Below are 19,362 nucleotides of genomic sequence, written 5' to 3' on the forward strand. Positions count from 1 at the left end.
TTAGTGGTGTCATTTGTCTGAAACTCGTTAGTTAAACTTACAGAAATACTTCTAAAGGAGAGATTTGTATGACATTGCCGCAATTGTTGAAAGAAGATGGAGTCTATAACCTTTATGTTGATGGTAAACCCTATATTGCTTTATCGGGTGAGATTCATAATTCCAGCTCCTCCAATCTGAACTACATGAAAGAAAAGGTATGGCCTAATCTCAGAGGCTTACATTTAAATACGGTAATCTTGCCTGTATATTGGGAATTAATTGAACCAGAACAAGGGAAATTTGATTTTCACTTGCTGGATGGCATTGTCCAACAAGCTCGGGAAGAAAATGTGCGTTTGGTACTGTTGTGGTTCGGATTATGGAAAAACGGGATATCTAGTTACGTTCCAGGATGGGTTAAGAAAGATTTTAAAACCTATTTCCGAGCTGTATATAAAAATAATGAACCTTCTGACACGATCTCACCTTTGTGCGAAAGTGCGATAGAAGCTGACGCGACTGCTTTCTTACAGCTTATGACTCATTTGAAAGAGATAGACGGAGATCAGCATACGGTCATCATGGTACAAGTAGAGAATGAAATCGGTTTTCTCGGTAGTGATCGGGATTATTCTGACCATGCGAATAAAGCATTCGATCTTCCGATCCCAGCAGAAGTTGAATCTCTATACAGCACTAGCGGCACATGGGCGGAAGCATTCTCGCAAAACGCTGCGGAATACTTTATGGCGTATCATTATGCAAGAGCGATCGAACGAATTGCAAACGCAGGTTCCGCGGTTTACCCTTTGCCGCTATTTGTTAACGCATGGTTGGAGCAATTTCCTTGGAGTCCAGGTTCGTACCCGAGCGGGGGGCCGATTGCGAAGGTAATGAAGCTGTGGAAGGCAGCGGCACCGACCATATGTTTGTATGCTCCGGATATCTATTTGCCTAATTTCGCTGAGGTGTGTGAGGAATATACAGCAAACAATGACAACCCGCTATTCATACCCGAAGCTAGAAGGGATATTGCATCGGCTACGAATGTTTTTTATGCCATTGGAAAGCATGATGCGCTCTGTTTTGCACCTTTCGGAATTGAAGATTTTCTTGCTCCGCCTTCGGATGACGGTGGTGGTGGAATCGACTTTAGCCTGCTGATGACTCTTAATATAGATTTTTCGGCCTTTATGCTAAATGGTACAGGCCCTTATCTTGCACGCAGTTATGAATTGCTAGGAAATATGCTTGGCGTTATACAACAGTACCGCGGAACAGGGAAAATGACGGGATTTCTACAAAATCATGACCAAGGGTGCATCTTATCCTTATCGAAATACGATTTGAAAGTAACCTATACACGTCAGCAAGAAGGTAAACCCATTTCCGGGGGACTCCTGATTGAGGTCTCGGATCATGAATTTATATTTGCTGGAATCGGATTTTCAGTTGAGTTTCTGCCTAAAGACGGAGAATTAGGCAAGGTAGGCTTTATTCGGATTGAGGAAGGAACATATTTGAAGGACGAATGGGTACGCGGCCGAGTGCTTAACGGCGACGAAGCCGCCTACAAGTTGAGTATTGGGAGTAATCCCGCAGTATTGCGAGTGGAGCCGTATCAATACCGATAGTGGACCGACGTAAGTCTAATTCAGGAGGAGAACAAACATGAAGAGAAACATCGAGCAATTGGTTACACAAATGACATTGGAAGAGAAAGCAGGTCTTTGCTCCGGCTTAAACTTCTGGCAGACAAAGCCGATTGAAAGGCTTGGAATCCCGTCCATCATGATGACGGATGGACCTCATGGACTCCGTAAACAGGAAGGGCCAGCGGATCACTTAGGATTGCATGGCAGTATACCTTCTACCTGCTTTCCGTCCGCAGCAGGGCTTGCATGCTCTTGGGACGTGTCGCTCACACATAAAGTAGGCGTTGCACTAGGCGAGGAGTGTCAAGCGGAAGATATCTCGATTCTGCTTGGACCGGGTGCCAATATGAAACGTTCGCCGCTGTGCGGCAGGAACTTTGAATACTTCTCCGAAGATCCTTTCCTCTCCAGCGAGATGGCAGCCGGCCATATTGAGGGGGTACAAAGCCAAGGCGTGGGAACGTCACTTAAGCATTTTGCAGTTAACAATCAAGAGCATCGCCGGATGTCGGTCAGCTCGGAGGTGGACGAGCGCTCGCTGCGGGAAATCTATTTGGCGAGCTTCGAAGGTGCAGTAAAGAAGGCGCAGCCTTGGACCGTAATGAGCTCTTATAATAAAGTGAACGGTGTTTACGCTTCAGAAAACCGCCGATTGTTAACTGACATTTTGAAGGAAGAATGGGGTCATGAAGGATTCGTCGTTTCCGATTGGGGCGCTGTCAACGAGCGTGTTCAGGGGCTTGCAGCAGGATTAGAGCTCGAGATGCCATCCAGCAATGGCAAAGGGGATGGTAAAATCGTCGAGGCGGTGCGTAATGGCTCTCTGGCAGAAGAGGCACTCAATCGAGCTGTGGAGCGTTTGTTGACGGTTATCTTCAAAGCCGTTGACAATAACAAACCGAATGCGACATACAGTGTGGAGGAGCATCACCGTCTGGCTCGGGAAGTGGCGAGTGAGAGTATGGTGCTGCTTAAGAATGAAGAACGGATTTTGCCGCTTAAGAAGGAAGGACGCATCGCGGTCATTGGTGAGCTCGCGAAAGCCCCACGCTATCAGGGTGGCGGCAGCTCTCACGTAAATCCAACCAAGCTGGACGATATCGCCGAGGAGATTAAGAAGTCGGCAGGCGGCAATGCATCAATTGCATACGTGCAAGGATACGAGATAGCGAGCGATGAAATAAATGAGCAATTGGAAGCAGAAGCAGTACGCACTGCTCAAGAATCCGACATCGCTGTATTGTTCATCGGATTGCCGGATCGTTATGAGTCGGAGGGTTATGATCGTACACACTTGCGCATTCCAGCCAATCAGATTCATCTGATCGAAGCTGTTACTGCTGTGAATCCGCGTGTTGTCGTCGTGCTGAGCAACGGATCTCCTATCGAGATGCCGTGGCTCGGAAAGGTCAAAGGGCTGCTGGAAGCGTATTTAGGCGGTCAAGCACTTGGCGGGGCTATCGCCGACTTGTTATTCGGCGATGTCAGCCCATCCGGCAAACTTGCAGAGACCTTCCCGATGCAATTGGAACATAACCCGTCACACCTGAATTTTCCTGGTGAAGGCGACAGGGTAGAATACAAAGAAGGTTTGTTTATCGGCTATCGCTACTATGACATGAAGAAGATTAAACCTCTCTTCCCATTTGGCTTCGGCTTAAGCTACACGAGCTTCGAATACGCTGACCTTACGGTTAGCAACAAAACGTTAAAAGATACTGATTCAGTCGAGGTTACGCTCCGGGTGATGAACACAGGCGATGTGGCTGGCAAAGAGATTGTTCAGCTGTACGTACAGGATGTGACGAGCAGCGTCATTCGTCCAGATAAAGAATTAAAAGGATTTGTTAAGGTGGAGCTGTTGCCAGGTGAAGCCAAGACCGTGACCTTTACACTTGGGAAGCGTGCTTTTGCCTACTATAACGTGCAAATAAAGGACTGGCATGTTGAAACAGGTGAGTTCAATCTTATGATCGGCAAATCCTCCGAGGACATTATTTTGACAGAATCCGTAACCGTAGACTCTACGATTGCTCTTCCTAAAAACTTCACAAGAAATTCGACGATGGGCGATTTGTTGGTAGATCCAGAAGCAGCTTCGATTGTACAGGCGCTTCTTAAAAGCAAGCCAAGCAGCGAAATCGACGAGAATGCGTTTAGCTCGGAAATGCTTCAGGCTATGATGAATGCTGTTCCTTTGCACGCTTTGCTCAATTTCAGCGGAGCAGACTTTACTGAAGAAATGCTGGAGGATATGCTCAAGAAGTTGAATGCAGGTTAGATCTTTGACACCATAACAAATGGCAGTGCACGCACCTTAATCCGAATGGATGGGTGCGTTTTTTTTAGAATAAGAAGTCGTCAAAACGTCATTAAAGAAGTCGTTAAATCGTTAGAGAGCTATGGAAGCTTACCTTATCATTATGCTTATGGGAAGAACATATAAAAGCTGAGAATGGAGGTGTGAGCTTAGGATGACTTCGCGACTACAGAATGTGCAAAAGGGGTTGATGCCATGAAGCCGCCTAAATCGATTGGATTTGAGATCAAAATGCTGTCTAACCTGATTAAACGGAAATTAGACGATGGCTCGTTGGATGACGGAGAAAATGGATTAACGGGCATGCAGGGCTGGATTATTGCATATTTAAGGGCTAATGGGAATCGTGCCGTATTTCAGAGGGATATAGAGAAGGATTTCAACATCCGCCGTGCGACGGTGACAGGTGTGCTGCAACTGATGGAACGCAATGGACTCCTTCTGCGTGAACCGGTAGAACATGATGCTAGGTTGAAGAAGCTTACTTTGACTTCAAAAGCCGATAAGTTACACGAGCGTGCTGTCCAGAGATTTGAGGAATTCGAAAACCACCTGCGCCGTGGATTGAACGAAGAAGATCTGGCTATGTTTTTTGAAATCGCAGAAAGGTTGAAGAACAATTTAGAATAGTCATTATTATACCCCTATTGTTAGGCAACTGACAGTAAGGGTAAGAACAAAATTTGTCCTAGAAGGTTAGGGGAGCTTTATGAAACTTATTTTAAGATATCTAAAACCTTTTATTATAGCGTTGACGATTAGCCTTATTTTTCTGTTCATTCAGGTGGCAAGCGATTTAGGCCTGCCGCGATTAATGAGCGAAATGGTTGATACGGGCATTCAATCCAGGGGGATCGAGTCGGGCGCGCCTGCCATGATCCGTACAGACGGTTTCGAGCTGCTAAAGACGTTTCTGAGCGAGCAGGAATTGGCAACATTTGCGAATGGCTATATTCTAGTCGCTGCCGGAACGAGTGAGGCTGATTATGCTAGATACCCAGCAACCGAGAAGCAAGACGTGTTCAAACTGGTCGACAAGCGGTTCAAGGCTGTCGACGAAGCCTATGCCCGTGCCGTCTACGCTTTGGTTCTCTATATGCAAGAGCTACATGGATCTTCGTTCGTACCTTTTGCCATTGACCAAGAAGGCATCACAAACATGAGTTTGGAACAATTGTATGCCATGTCACCGCAGTTTACGGAGAACAAAGCTTCCGGCGAATTTGACGATCTCATCTCAGCGGCAGCGATGGACGAGACTTTGGCTGGCAAGCAGATGAGCATCTTATTCACGCGTCTATTCTATAGTGAGCTTGGCGTGGACCTCAATCAGCTCCAACGAAACTACATGTTAGGAATGGGATTGAAAATGCTGGCGGTTGCGTTACTCGGAGGTCTCGCTGCGATCATAGTGGGCTGGTATGCTTCCAAGATTGGCACATCCGTTGCCCTGCGAATTCGTCGAGACCTATTCGAGAAAGTTACCCGATTCTCAAGCGTGGAGTACGACCAGTTCTCAACTGCTTCCCTCATTACCCGAACAACTAATGATGTGCAGCAAATTCAGCAGCTAATCCTGATGGGTCTGCGTCTAATTCTCTTAGCGCCTATCATGGGCATCGGCGGCATTATTTTTGCTATTCGAAGCAGCGTATCACTTAGTTGGATCATTGCTGTAGCTGTCATTTCAATTGTGGGCATTATTCTCGTCTTGTTTTCCTTATCTTTGCCGAGATTCAAAAAGCTGCAGGTATTAATTGATAAGTTGAATCTGATTAGCCGGGAGAGCCTCTCAGGTATGTTGGTCATTCGTGCGTTTGGCAACGAAAACTATGAGGAGGCTAGATTCGAGCAAGCGAATGACACTCTTAGAGTGACCAATCGATTCGTCCAGCGGACGATGGCATTCCTGTTTCCGGCGATGACGTTAGTCTTGAACCTTGTTACATTGTTGATTATTTGGGTGGGGGCGGGTGCGATTGAGTCGTCGGAGCTGCAGATCGGCAATATGTTGGCCTTTATGCAGTATGCGATGCAGATCATTATGTCTTTCCTGCTCATGTCGATGATGTTCATGATGGTCCCGCGAGCGCTCGCTTCCGCAGAGCGGATTCGTGAAGTGCTTGACACCGAACTGTCCATCCGAGATCCCGAGCACACGAAGCTATTTGCCGCTAAAGAAGGCGTAACAATTGAATTTAAATCCGTGTCTTTTCAGTATAGGAATGCGGAGGAACCTGTCTTGGAAGACATCAGTTTTACGGCAAAGCCGTGCCAGACAACGGCTTTCATCGGTACGACCGGATCAGGAAAATCAACACTCGTGAATCTCGTTCCCCGTTTCTATGATGTGACGGCGGGTCAAATCACAATCAACGGGATCGATATTCGTGAACAATCGCAAGAGGAGCTGCATGCAAATATCGGTTACGTTCCGCAGAAGGGTTTTTTATTCTCGGGCGATATCGGTTCGAATGTTCGATACGGGATGGAGTCAGCCAGCGAAACGCAAGTCGAAGAGGCGCTAGAAGTAGCGCAAGCAACCGGATTCGTTAAGCGTATGGAGGAAGGAATCATGTCACCCATCTCACAAGGCGGTGCGAACGTCAGTGGAGGCCAAAGGCAGCGCCTAGCCATAGCCCGGGCGCTCATCAAGAAAGCTTCTATTTATATTTTCGATGATAGCTTCTCGGCATTGGATTTGAAGACGGATGCGGCTCTTAGAAAGGGGCTAGGGTCGTATACGCGTAATGCTGTCGTTCTGGTTGTTGCACAGCGGGTGAGCACGATTAAGAACGCGGATCAAATTATCGTTCTGGATAAAGGAAGAATTGTCGGAATAGGAACACATCATGAGCTTCTCAAGAATTGTTTGAACTATCGTAATATCGCAGAGTCCCAGCTTTCGAAGGAGGAATTGGCATGAGCAAAACCAGCCATCACCCAACATCAGCCAAAGACTTCAAGGCAGGGATGATGATGTTGTTGTCATACTTGTCACCATTCCGTTGGCGGCTCGCTGCTGTGGCTTTCCTTGCCGTGGGAGCTACGCTATTCAATATTGTTGGTCCCAAAATACTCGCAACGGCAATCGACGAGCTCGTGGCAGGCATTTCACGTACTATGCAAGGGGAATCCCATGCAATTGACTTTCACTTTATTGGTATGATCATTATTTTCTTAGCGGGCTTATATCTGCTTGGGGCGATGTTTAGCTATATTCAAGGGCATGTCATGGCTGATGTTGCCACAAAGATTTCATACAGCCTCAGAAACGCCGTTATGAACAAGATTAACCGCATGCCTCTGGGGTATTTCCATCGGAACAGTCAGGGAGACGTCTTATCTAGAATGACGAATGACGTGGATACGATGGAGCAGTCACTCAGTCAAATCATTACCCAACTTCTCACTTCATTGGCAACGGTCATCGGCGTCGTGGTCATGATGCTGACGATCAACTGGCAGTTAACGCTAATCGCTATTGTTATGGTGCCTGTCTCGATGGTGTTCGTTATGGTTTTGGTGCGAGTATCACAAAAGCATTTTCGCAATCAACAGCATTTTCTCGGACGCGTCAACGGACATGTAGAAGAGATGTATGGCGGTCATATGGTCATGAAAGCTTTTAACGGCGAGAAAAAGGCGCTGGAGCAATTCGACAGGGAGAATGGCGAGCTTGCAGCGCATGCGAAAAAAGCTGAATTTTTCTCAGGCTTAATGATGCCGATCACGATGATCATAAGTAATCTCGGATATGTCGTGATTTGTATCGTCGGAGGGACTATGGCCGCTAATGGACGGGTCAGCATCGGCGATATTCAAGCCTTCATTCAATATGTTCGGAACTTTACCCAGCCCATTATGCAGATGGCGAACATGTCAAGCCAGTTTCAGCGCCTTGTTGCCGCTTCGGAGCGCGTGTTCGATTTTCTGAATCAGGAAGAGGAAGCGGAGGATGAGCTGTCTTCAACTATAGATCAAGCCTTGATTCACGGGCATATCAGGTTTGAGCATATGAAGTTCGGCTATGAGAAGGGCAATCCGATTATTAAAGACTTTTCTTTGGATGTGAAGCCAGGACAACGCGTAGCGATCGTAGGACCAACAGGGGCTGGAAAGACGACGATTGTCAAGCTTCTAATGCGATTTTATGATCTCGATGGCGGCAGGATACTTATCGACGGTCATGATCTAACAGCATTTAAGCGGCAGGATATACGAAGCAAATTCGGCATGGTCCTGCAGGATACTTGGTTGTTTAACGGCACGATAATGGATAATATCCGCTACGGCAGCTTGAACGCCTCAGATAATGCTGTCTTCAAGGCAGCTATGGAGGCTCAGGTCGATCATTTTGTTCGTACGCTGCCCGAAGGCTATCGAATGGAATTGAACGAGGAAACGAGCAACGTATCTCAAGGGCAGAAGCAATTGCTTACGATAGCGAGAGCGATTCTGGCGAATCCTAAAGTTCTCATTCTGGACGAGGCGACCAGCTCTGTGGATACCCGGACCGAAATCCTGATCCAGAAGGCGATGGATAAGCTGATGGAGGGACGAACTAGTTTTATTATTGCACACCGGCTGTCGACAGTGCGGAATGCGGATATGATTCTTTGCATGGATCAAGGCGACATTGTTGAACAGGGAACGCATGATGAATTGATACGGAAAGGCGGGTTCTACGCGAACCTGTATAATAGCCAGTTCGATCAACCGGAGGTAGTTGCAGGTTAACCGATAATTAGAAGATTTCGAAATGGAAAGCGTGCAGCCTCTATTATTTGATAAAAGTTGACTGTTGGAATTAACCATACGAATGGAATAAAGGAGATGCGAAAATGATTGCTTACAAAAATGCCGAACTTGATTTTGACACTCGAGTGGAGGATCTGCTTGCCCGCATGAATGTGGAGGAAAAGGTCGCCCAGATGAACTGCATTATGGCGGCTATTGGTAATTTTACGAATATGGAGGGCGATCTTGGCAACGGCATTGGACAGATCGGTACGTTGACTGGCTGCTTTACGCCAGATATGAATGCCGACATGGTTGAGAAAGTTCAAAAGTACCTGCTTGAAAATACCCGACTTGGTATTCCGGCTCTCTTCCATGTTGAAACACTAAACGGCGCCATTTCCGCAGGGGCTACAAATTATCCGTTCGCTATTGGTCTTGGTGCTACCTGGCACCCCGAAGCTGTTGCAAAGATGGCAGATGAAATTCGTATGGAGATGTTAGCTATAGGCCATCGTCAGGCATTGGCGCCAGTATTGGATGTTTCTCGTGACCCGCGCTGGGGTAGAGTGGGCGAAACCTACGGGGAAAGCCCAACACTATGCAGTGAAATGGGTGTTGCTTATGTGAACGCTCTGCAGACGAACGATTTGAAGCAGGGAATGGCTGCATGTGCCAAGCATTTCGTCGGCTACGCAGTAACCGATGGCGGCTTGAATAAAGCGGCGACACATCTTGCCCCGCGTGAGTTACGAGAGGTGTATGCCAAGCCCTTTGAGGCTGTCATTCGCAAAGCGAATATTGCCGGTGTAATGAACAGCTATTCTAGCATTGACGGAGAACCGGTGATAGCCAGCAAGGCTGTACAGAAAGATCTGCTGCGAGACGAGTTAGGTTTTACCGGTACCACGATTTCTGACTATTCTTCAATAGATAAGCTGTGCAGCACTTACGGTACGGCTTCTAATGTAACCGAGGCTGGCCTGCAGGCACTCAAAGCCGGCATGGACTGTGAAACGCCTAGCATCGTGTGCTATGGTTCCAATTTTGTGGAGGCTGTGAAAGTTGATTCGGCAGCGCTGGCTCTGGTCGATGAAGCCGTGTATCGTATTTTGTGGTTAAAATTCAGCCTTGGTCTGTTCGAGAATCCGTATCCTGACCGTGAAGCTATGAAAACAAGAATGCAAAGTGCCGAAGCAAAAGAAACCGCGTACCGTTTGGCCTGCGAAAGTATGGTGCTGCTGAAAAACGAGGGTAACCAGCTGCCTCTTCAAAACGCTAAAAAAGTGGCTGTCATCGGTCCCAATGCCGATAGCGCGAGGGTCATGTTCGCCACCTACAGCTATCCGGCTTTTCATGAGATGATGCTGGATAAAATACGCGATCAAAATACTACTGGCGGTCAGGAAGGCGTACAGCTTGCTCCGGAGATGGAAGCTACTCTGGCATGGATGCCATCAGTTGAGAAGGTTATAGCCATGAACTATCCCGGCATACAAACGGTGTTTGAAGCAATAGACGAGGCGCTGCCCGGCTGCGAGGTGAGATACGCACAGGGCTGTGACATCATGGGCAAGAAGACTGAAGGTTTTGATGAAGCTGTGGGGCTGGCAGAGAAAAGTGACGTTGTAATTATGGTGCTGGGAGGTCAGAACGGCTCCGGTAATAGCTGCTCGATGGGCGAGAATGTAGATACCAGCGATATTGGCCTCCCGGGTGTGCAGGAGCAACTGCTGCGAGCTGTATTTACAACCGGAACGCCTGTGGTTCTGGTGCATATGAATGGTCGCCCACTCTCAAGCGTATGGGCAGCGGAAAACATCCCTTCTATCATCGAGGCGTGGCATCCGGGTCAAATGGGTGCTAAAGCCGTTGCCGATACCCTTACTGGAAAATCGAATCCAGGCGGCAAATTGCCGATCACGGCATTGCGCAATGCGGGGCAAATACCTATCTATGCCGAGCAGCCCCATGGCTCCGGTCCCTTTGGCCGAGGGGACTCTACTGCTTATGTGAATGAGGTGGCAGGCCCATTGTATCCGTTCGGCCACGGTCTCTCCTACACAAGCTTTGAGGTAAGTGATCTTAACCTTTCCACGGAAGAAATCACACCAGACGGGGATGTGAAAATCACCTGTACGGTTACCAACACCGGTACCGTCGTGGGGGACGAAGTTGTACAGTTGTACTTTACAGACCGTCTATCTAGCATGGTTCGACCACAGAAGGAACTTGCAGGCTTCAAGCGTGTTACTCTCGCACCCGGCGAGAGCCAAAAGATCAGGTTGACTCTCTATGCCAGTCAGACTGCGTTCCTGAATCGCCAGATGAAGTGGATGGTCGAGGCAGGAGTCATCGACGTGATGATCGGTTCGTCTTCGGATAATCCAACGCTTACTAGTAGCTTTTGTATTACCGACACGGTTTGTCTTGAATATGGTCAGCGTGAGTTCTATGCGGAAGCGAGAATAGTATAGAATCAATTTAAAAACCATCATTAATGAGAAAAGGTGATCATTATGATTAGTCGATTATTCAACAAAGACTGGCAGGTAGCAGAAAAGATAGGTAGTTTTGGAATGCAGCTCGAAACGCATTCCAAAACGGTATCACTTCCATACGACGCCTTATTATTCTCTGAACGCACACCGGATGCTTTAGGATCATTTAAGACGGGCTTTTACAGGAACGGTACTTGGGAGTATAAGAAGATTTTCCACGTGTCTGAAGATTACGAAAAAAAGAAAGTGATTTTTCAGTTCGATGGGGTATTTCAGCGCGCAATGGTTTATATCAATGGAGATTTTGCTGGACACCATCCTTATGGTTATTCCCAGTTTTTCATTGAGGGCGATCGGTTTCTTCGCTATGGAAGCGACAATGAGATTAAGGTAATCGTACGTACCGCCGATGATTCCCGTTGGTACTCGGGGGCTGGCATTTATCGCGATGTTTATATGCTTACAGCGGATTTTGTCTATATTGAACCGCGAGGTTTAAGGCTGACCACGCCAAACGTTGCGAATAATCAGGCCGTCGTATGTGCTGCAATATCCATTAAAAACGATTCTGCCGCCTCAAAGGCTACGATTCAAGTTGAGACAGAGATTATGGATAATCAAGGAAATATCGTGACCAATGATAAAAGTGTTGTAACCGTATTAAAGGGAGAATCCGCTGTATTACGACAACGGATGTATGTATCGGACCCAAAACTTTGGAGTGTCGAGGAGCCGAACTTATATGTATGTAAAACAAAGATATATGATGCTGCCGAGAATCTGTTGGATGAAAGCGTGGAACCATTCGGCATTCGCAGCTTAGAGCTTGATAATAAATCCGGCTTATCCATTAATGGGAAAAGCGTTAAACTTCGTGGTGCCTGCATCCATCACGACAACGGTCCAATCGGAGCGGTATCTATTGCTGCTGCGGAAGAACGCCGAATCACGATTCTGAAAGAAGCGGGTTTTAATGCTATTAGAATGTCGCACCACCCAGCAAGCTCGGCTCTACTGAGGGCTTGCGACAAACTAGGCATGCTGGTAATGGAAGAAGCCTTTGATGTATGGACGATGAATAAATCGGATTTCGATTACGCATTGGATTTTCCCGTATGGTGGGAAACAGATATTGAAGCAATGGTGAGTAAATGTTACAACCATCCGAGCGTTATTATGTACTCGATTGGAAACGAAATTCCGGACACAGGATCTCCAAACGGTTCGGTGTGGGGGCGCAGACTTGCCGAAAAGATCCGATTGCTGGACTCCACTAGGTTCACAATCAATAGTATTAACGGAATGGTTTCCGTTATGGATCTGCTTAATGAGATGCGCGCGAATGCGGAAGAAAAAAAAGGGGAGCAGGCACAAGAGGAAATCAATGGTATGATGACCAATCTGGGGGATACGATGAAGGCAGTAATGGTCCTGGAGGTTGTGACAAAAGCGACGGAGGAATCCTTTGCATGCGTGGATATAGCAGGTTACAACTATATGGATTCCAGATATGAAATGGATCAGGAATTGTTTCCTAACCGTATCATATGCGGGACGGAGACCTTCCCGCCAGATATTGATCTTAATTGGCGCAAGGTGCTTGACAACAACCATGTAATCGGTGACTTCACTTGGACTGGATGGGATTATTTGGGTGAAGCGGGAATCGGGCAGGTCAAATATACGCCATCAAGTATCCTAGAAGGGGTGTACGGGGCATACCCCAGTCTGACTTCGATGTCGGGCGACATTTCCATTACGGGATTCAGACGCCCCGCATCTTATTATCGCGAAATTGTATTCGGGCTGCGTAAAGCTCCGTATATCGCGGTACAGCGCCCACAATATTACCATGTCTCGCCAATTGTTACACCTTGGAGTTGGAGTGATTCAGTTTGTAGCTGGTCTTGGCTCGGATATGAGGGCAGGCCTATTAAAGTGGAGGTCTATGCCGAATCGCAAGAAGTGGAATTATTGCTCAATGGGAGTTCGCTAGGAAGACAACCTACAGGCGAGAAAAATCGTTTCAAAGCCGTATTCGACACGGAATATCATCCGGGTGAGCTAGTTGCGGTGGCGTATACAAATGGTGTCGAACAGGAACGATTCTCATTGTATTCAGCTGAAGGAGAATTGAATATAAGGGTATTCGCGGAAAGGGATCAACTTTGTTTTGACGATGCCGATTTGGCTTTTATCCCCATTGTGCTTACAGATTCAGAAGGCAGCATATACACGACAAAAAACTGCAAGGTGCAAGTATTGGTGGAGGGGCCTGGTGAACTATCCGGGTTTGGAACCGATGATCCTAATACGACTGAAAACTTCTCTGACTCTATACGCACAACCATTGACGGACGCGCATTGGCAGTCATTCGACCGATAGATAAGGGAGAGATCAAAGTGACAGTCAAAGCGGAAGGCATGCAGGAAAATATAGTATTCATTAAAGTCAATTAATAAGTTGAAAAAGAGTCGTTAGAGCGTTAGTGGATAAGTCGTGAAAGCGTTAGTGACAAAGTGAGATTATCCTTATTATTAGAATACAATAATCCAACCATTTTGGAATTGCTGTATGTACAAACCATAGACATGATTGTTATGGCGATCCGTTTTGATTTCTGGCGGATTATTAAGTTGATTATTTAGGAGGCGAATGATGCCAAGCAAAGAATTGATTCAAATGAGACAGTTAATGAAGTCTTCAGCTGGCGCCGATGCCATGCCCAAGCTCGGTGCAAATGTGGATTATCCCAAACAAAGAGAGGCTAATGATCAAACACTTGCCATGCTGCCTACAGAACCGGGAGTTACTTTTTCTCCCGTTCATTTTTATGGAGTAGAGGCTGAACTAACTGCACCAGAACTAATTACGGATGAAAGTATTATCTTATTAATTCATGGGGGAGCGTTCACATACGGAAGTCCGCGAACTGTGAGAAGTTATCTTTCCATATTGGTAGCTGAAACTGGAATGAGGGGATATTCTGTCGATTACCGACTTGCACCTGAGCATCCGTTTCCAGCTGCCCCCGATGATTGTTTTACGGTTTATAAGGCACTGGTTGAGAAGTATCCTGGAATCAAAATATCTCTGGTAGGGGAAAGTGCCGGAGGGAACCTAGCACTTGTAGCAACATTAAAAGCGATGGAGGCAGGTATTCCTCTTCCGGCATCCGTCACGGTATATGCCCCAGTTACTGATATGACAGGAAAAGTGGATAGAAAAAAATATAGCGATACGGATATGTCTATTCCAGCCGATCTTGACAAGTTGTTAAAGGAAGTGTATTTCCCTGAGAACGATGGCAATCATCCATACATCAGTCCTCTCTATGGAAATTATGAGGGATTTCCGCCATTGAAAATCGTAGTGGATAGTGGTGAAGTATTATGTGAAGACTCGAATCTTCTTGCCGAAATAGCGAAGAAGGCTGGAGTCGAAGTAGATTATCAGATTTGGGATGACACATTCCACACTTTCCCGGTTATGGCGAAGTTTATTCCAGAAGGAATGCAAGTGCTCAAAGAAACGGCTGTGTTCATCAAAAAACATCTAGAATAGGCGAACAGTTGGAAATGCTTACTAGATCATATAGGTTGGAAAAGGCTCTCAGGAGCCTTTTTTGCTTTACTCTGAGATGGAATGGCGATTTATTCACAAGAAGAAGTCTTTAAAACAATAGTGAAAAAGTCGGGAGAATGTTAGTTGGTATGGCTAAACTGATTTAATATATTTTTATTAGACAATCATGAGGAGGAAGAACATGGACGAGCAAATGATGAAGCAAATGTTCGGGCAGATATCAGAAAGAATCGAGATGGAATTACCTACGCCTACGCATGAATTTGGTTATCATGAGGATGTTCTTGTTGAAATGAGCGATGACGTAAAGCTGAAGACTCGGGTTTTCTTCCCCAAGGGAGATGGACCATGGCCGGTAATATTGATGCGCAACCCTTATTTTGGAGTTAAGGCTTTATCAGAATTTCAGCTACCATGGTTTACTAAATACGGATATGTCGGGGTCTATCAGCAAGTCAGGGGAACCCTCGATTCTGAGGGGGAATGGCTGCCTTTCGAAAACGAACGAAGAGATGGACTCGACACAGTGAATTGGATTGTTAAGCAAAGCTGGATGAATGGAAACATCGGGACCTTCGGCGGTTCGTATTTGGGGCATGTCCAATGGAGCATAGCCGATCAAGTTCCCCCAGAGGTCAAGACGATGTACTTTTCAATTTATGGCGGCGAACCTTACGACCTGTTCTATATGAATGGCATGTTCAAACAAGATCTTTGGACAAAATGGGCGGTCGAGATGAGACCCGGAGGAAACGATAATCTAACTCCAGTAGAGAAAAGCGAAGAAGCAATGCATGTAAATCCGCATATTGAAATGGACCAGCAATTATTCGGTCAAGAATTGCCTTGGTATCGAAACTGGATAACCAATCCCGGCCCTGGCAGCGCGTATTGGAATACCGGTTTCTGGTCTGAATTTAAGGAAGTAGCAGGAAAAGTTAATATTCCTATCCTTTTTCAGGGCGGTTGGTTTGATTTCTTCCTTAAATCCGGCATCAATTCGTTCCAAAATCTTCCGGAAAAGACGAGAAAAGAGAGCCGGTTTATTATTGGACCTTGGCATCATGCCAATATGCCAGCTGGTGAGTTGGACTATCCCAATGAAAGCGTATTGGGGATGTTTCAGATCAAGTCTGCCCTGGAATGGTTTGACCATCATCTAAAGGGGAATTCTTATCCTCACCGTAAAGGTGTTGCAGAAACCTATGTTATAGGTGAAGGAGTTTGGAAAAATTGGGAGGATTGGATTCAACCTACCGGAACTCGGAAATTATTCTTGAAAGCATCCAATAAGACGAATTCACAAATCGGAATATTGGATAATCAGAATTCGGAACAGTCCGAATCTATTTCTTACAAGTACGATCCTAATGCACCCGTACCGAGTAAAGGCGGTGCGAATATTTATGCGAATCCAGCTGACCCTAATGGTGCAGCATCTGTATGCAGCGTTGTCCAAGACGAGCCTGCAACAAGGAAAGATGTGATCACCTTTATATCCGCGCCGTTGGAAGAGGATTTGCGAATTGCCGGTAGTATAAAGGTGCGATTAAGTGTAAGTTCAGACGCTGAGGACACGGCTTTTACTGCGAAAGTGATGGAAATATTTCCTGATGGCAAGGCATACAACATTCAAGACAGCATCTCGACATTAGCCTATCGGAACGGAGCCCTTCAACCATTGGATTATTGTCCAGGAGAATTGGTAGAAGTTGATCTGGAATTGTTATCCACTACTTGGACGGTAAAAAGGGGATCGCGCATTCGTTTGGATGTATCGTCGTCGAATTTCCCGGCTTTCCATGTACATCCAAATGTTTCTGGGATATGGTCGCTCCAGCAAGAGAAGAAAATTGCGGAACAAACGCTTCATATCGGTGGAGTATGCCCTTCGTATGTCGAAATTCCGTATTCGGATTCATAGGTATTAATCGAAAGAACCTAAGCAAGCTTAACTAGTTGCTTGGGTTCTTTTTATGTCTTATCGGCATAAGCGAAAGAAGTCGCTAAAACGTCAATGAGAAAGTCGTGAGAGTGTTAGTGAGGATTTGAAATTCTCTTTATCATAAGTAACATACTTCCGCGATAAGGAGAATCTGAATGAAAAGACAAAGCATTGACCGCGCATGGGAGTTCGTTAATGGAATACCGTCTTCCATACCGGGGTATGGCACATCTGAACCCAATACTGTACATTTGCCGCATGACTTTATGATCGGAACGGATACGTTCCCGGAGGCACCGAGCGGGTCGTTAAGCGGCTACTACGACGGAGGAGTCGGTACCTATTCCAAGATGCTGGACATTCCTGAATCGTATGCCGGTAAGCGAGTGTTGGTCGAGTTTGATGGATCATATATGAACACGACCGTTATGTTGAACGGTCATACGGTTGCCAAGCATCATTACGGATATACACCGTTTCATGCTGATATTACACCTTATATGAGGCCGGGGAAACCAAACCGGCTCTCGGTAACCGTCAACAATTCAGCGCAGCCAAATGCAAGATGGTATACAGGCTCAGGCCTCTATCGTCATGTAGACCTGCGCTCTGCACCGCAGCTTCACATCGCGCCTTGGGGAATTTATGCCCATACGTCGCATATTGTAAACGGCACCGCATTCGTCATCATAGAAACGACGGTGGAAAACCATTCGGCCGAGAGTGCCAGCGTGTGGGTGGACATTAAAATCGACAAGGAGTTATGCGGTACCGAAGCGGGAAGCGGCAAGATAAAGGTATTTGTCCCCGCAGGAGATAAGGCTATCGGCCGGGTGACTGTTGCAATTAAAAACGCTGAGCTATGGGATATTGATTCGCCAAGCTTATACCGAATCGTAGGAAGTTTGTCTGATAAAAACAATGTCATTGATCAGGACAGCACACTATTCGGAATACGGACTATTTCTGTAGATGTCAAGAATGGATTTATGCTAAACGGTCGCACTATTAAGCTTAAAGGCGGCTGCGTGCATCATGACAATGGTATTCTTGGCGCAACATCGTTCTACGACAGTGAGTTCCGCAAGATGAAGCTGCACAAGGACAACGGCTATAACGCGATCCGCAGCGCCCATAATCCGCCATCGAGAGATATGCTTGAAGCGTGTGACCGGCTAGGATTGCTTGTTATTAACGAAGCATTCGACGTCTGGGTGATGGAGAAAAACCCTCATGATTACAGTCAGTACTTCGAAACGGATTGGAAGAAGGATATGGAAGCCTTTATCTGCCGTGATCGGAATCATCCTTGCATCATTATGTGGGCGACGGGAAATGAGGTTCCGGAACGCGGGGGATTGTCAAGCGGTTATGTATGGGCGGCCAAGCTTGCTGCATGGGTGAGGGAGCTAGATCCGACACGCCTGGTCACCAACTCCTTGTGTTCCTTTTTTAATGGGCTTGACGACGAAGATACAGCGAAATTTTATCAGAGTCTAATGGAAGCGGCGGCAAGTCCAGGAGGACTTCAAAATTTGGATTCGGAATTCGGCCGAAGCATATGGGGGGACTATACGGAAGCATTTTGCGCTCCGCTTGATGTTGTAGGTTACAACTACCTAAACTACCAGTACGAGGATTCCATTACAAGTTACCCTAATCGTGTCATCTGTGGCACCGAGAGCAAACCTTTGGAAATGGCTGAGTATTGGCATGACGTTGAACGCTATTCCCATGTCATTGGCGATTTCAATTGGACCAGCTACGACTATATAGGTGAAGCTGGTCTAGGCAAGCACATTTATTTAGATCCCGATGAGGTGGGACAAGCAGATAGGGTTGTTCACGTCTCCCCCTATCCTTGGCGTCTTGCCTTTGACGCAGATTTCGATTTGTGCGGCTTCGAGCGTCCTCAGCTTGCGTACCGTAGAATCGTGTGGGGATCCAACGAAACATTTATTGCATCGCAAAACCCGGCAAACCACGGGAAAACGGAAATTATAGGCAGATGGGGATGGCCGGAGTGTGAACATGCGTGGAGCTGGGTAGGATATGAAGGAAAACCAGTCCAAGTGGATATCTATTCGGCTGCCGAAGAGGTGGAGCTGATCTTGAACGGCAGAAGCCTCGGGAAACAGCCGGCCGGAAGAGAAAATCGTTATTCAGCAAAGTTCGATCTTGCCTATGAGCCAGGAATACTGGAAGCGGTTAGTTATAAAGATGGTGAAAAAATATCTGCCGATTTATTGGCAACGGCCGGAATACCTGCCGGTATCAGAATCACTACCGATAAGAAGGAGCTAGCGGCAGATGGGCAAGCGCTGGTCCATGCGGTTGTAGAGATTATTGATGGAGAGGGCCGCACCGTTCCAACAGCCGAATTCAAGGCGACAGCAACCGTTGAAGGCGCGGCTGTACTTGCAGCATTCGGAACTGGTAGACCGCAGACAACCGAAAACTACTCGAAGGGAGAGTTTACATCCTACAAAGGTCAATTGCTTGCAATTGTACGTACAGGCTTTGAACCAGGGAATGCTATTCTGACCGTATCTATCCCCGAGTTAGGTACAGTTTCTGTCGAAATTCCGGTCGTTACACTAAAGTCGTAAAACCGTCATTGCATTAGTCGGTAA

At 46.6% G+C, this 19,362-nt stretch carries 10 protein-coding genes; all 10 read left to right on the forward strand.

From position 1 onward, the window contains the following. Positions 1-68: 68 nt before the first annotated feature. The 10 genes from FGT79_RS00175 to FGT79_RS00220 all read left to right on the forward strand — a co-directional run bounded on the left by FGT79_RS00175 (position 69) and on the right by FGT79_RS00220 (position 19,338). Positions 69-1,616 carry a DUF5597 domain-containing protein gene (locus FGT79_RS00175; protein ID WP_138750781.1) on the forward strand — a complete coding sequence of 516 codons (1,548 nt, stop codon included), beginning with the start codon at positions 69-71 and terminating at the stop codon, positions 1,614-1,616. Positions 1,617-1,653: 37 nt separating this feature from the next. Then, on the forward strand, positions 1,654-3,918 hold the full coding sequence (locus FGT79_RS00180; RefSeq protein ID WP_138750782.1) for a glycoside hydrolase family 3 C-terminal domain-containing protein: 2,265 nt from the start codon (positions 1,654-1,656) through the stop codon (positions 3,916-3,918). A gap of 234 nt (positions 3,919-4,152) precedes the next feature. Beyond that, positions 4,153-4,587, forward strand: coding sequence for a MarR family winged helix-turn-helix transcriptional regulator (locus tag FGT79_RS00185; protein WP_138750783.1), 435 nt, complete (start codon positions 4,153-4,155; stop codon positions 4,585-4,587). A 79-nt stretch (positions 4,588-4,666) separates the two neighbouring features. Further along, positions 4,667-6,883: an ABC transporter ATP-binding protein gene (locus FGT79_RS00190; protein WP_138750784.1), complete on the forward strand. Its 2,217-nt coding sequence runs from the start codon at positions 4,667-4,669 to the stop codon at positions 6,881-6,883. Beyond that, positions 6,880-8,697, forward strand: a complete 1,818-nt coding sequence (locus tag FGT79_RS00195) for an ABC transporter ATP-binding protein (protein WP_138750785.1) — start codon at positions 6,880-6,882, stop codon at positions 8,695-8,697. The genes FGT79_RS00190 and FGT79_RS00195 overlap by 4 nt, the downstream gene beginning before the upstream one ends. 167 nt (positions 8,698-8,864) lie before the next feature. Then, on the forward strand, positions 8,865-11,174 hold the full coding sequence (locus FGT79_RS00200; RefSeq protein ID WP_281285924.1) for a glycoside hydrolase family 3 N-terminal domain-containing protein: 2,310 nt from the start codon (positions 8,865-8,867) through the stop codon (positions 11,172-11,174). Between the two features lie 42 nt (positions 11,175-11,216). Then, positions 11,217-13,658, forward strand: a complete 2,442-nt coding sequence (locus tag FGT79_RS00205; protein WP_138750787.1) for a glycoside hydrolase family 2 TIM barrel-domain containing protein — start codon at positions 11,217-11,219, stop codon at positions 13,656-13,658. Positions 13,659-13,854: 196 nt separating this feature from the next. After that, on the forward strand, positions 13,855-14,763 hold the full coding sequence (locus FGT79_RS00210) for an alpha/beta hydrolase (RefSeq protein WP_138750788.1): 909 nt from the start codon (positions 13,855-13,857) through the stop codon (positions 14,761-14,763). 202 nt (positions 14,764-14,965) lie between these two features. Beyond that, positions 14,966-16,708: a CocE/NonD family hydrolase gene (locus FGT79_RS00215; RefSeq protein ID WP_246096057.1), complete on the forward strand. Its 1,743-nt coding sequence runs from the start codon at positions 14,966-14,968 to the stop codon at positions 16,706-16,708. A 176-nt stretch (positions 16,709-16,884) separates the two neighbouring features. After that, positions 16,885-19,338 carry a glycoside hydrolase family 2 TIM barrel-domain containing protein gene (locus FGT79_RS00220; RefSeq protein WP_138750789.1) on the forward strand — a complete coding sequence of 818 codons (2,454 nt, stop codon included), beginning with the start codon at positions 16,885-16,887 and terminating at the stop codon, positions 19,336-19,338. The last annotated feature ends 24 nt before the right edge of the window (positions 19,339-19,362 follow it).

The organism is Paenibacillus sinopodophylli (assembly GCF_005930355.1).
Taxonomy (GTDB): Bacteria; Bacillota; Bacilli; order Paenibacillales; family Paenibacillaceae; genus Pristimantibacillus; species Pristimantibacillus sinopodophylli.

Excerpts from the sequence above, each read along its gene's own strand:
- FGT79_RS00180 (WP_138750782.1), top strand. The coding sequence starts at position 1,654 with ATGAAGAGAAACATCGAGCAATTGGTTACACAAATGACATTGGAAGAG.
- FGT79_RS00220 (WP_138750789.1), top strand. The coding sequence starts at position 16,885 with ATGAAAAGACAAAGCATTGACCGCGCATGGGAGTTCGTTAATGGAATA.
- FGT79_RS00195 (WP_138750785.1), top strand. The coding sequence starts at position 6,880 with ATGAGCAAAACCAGCCATCACCCAACATCAGCCAAAGACTTCAAGGCA.
- FGT79_RS00175 (WP_138750781.1), top strand. The coding sequence starts at position 69 with ATGACATTGCCGCAATTGTTGAAAGAAGATGGAGTCTATAACCTTTAT.
- FGT79_RS00215 (WP_246096057.1), top strand. The coding sequence starts at position 14,966 with ATGGACGAGCAAATGATGAAGCAAATGTTCGGGCAGATATCAGAAAGA.
- FGT79_RS00210 (WP_138750788.1), top strand. The coding sequence starts at position 13,855 with ATGATGCCAAGCAAAGAATTGATTCAAATGAGACAGTTAATGAAGTCT.
- FGT79_RS00190 (WP_138750784.1), top strand. The coding sequence starts at position 4,667 with ATGAAACTTATTTTAAGATATCTAAAACCTTTTATTATAGCGTTGACG.
- FGT79_RS00205 (WP_138750787.1), top strand. The coding sequence starts at position 11,217 with ATGATTAGTCGATTATTCAACAAAGACTGGCAGGTAGCAGAAAAGATA.
- FGT79_RS00200 (WP_281285924.1), top strand. The coding sequence starts at position 8,865 with ATGAATGTGGAGGAAAAGGTCGCCCAGATGAACTGCATTATGGCGGCT.
- FGT79_RS00185 (WP_138750783.1), top strand. The coding sequence starts at position 4,153 with ATGAAGCCGCCTAAATCGATTGGATTTGAGATCAAAATGCTGTCTAAC.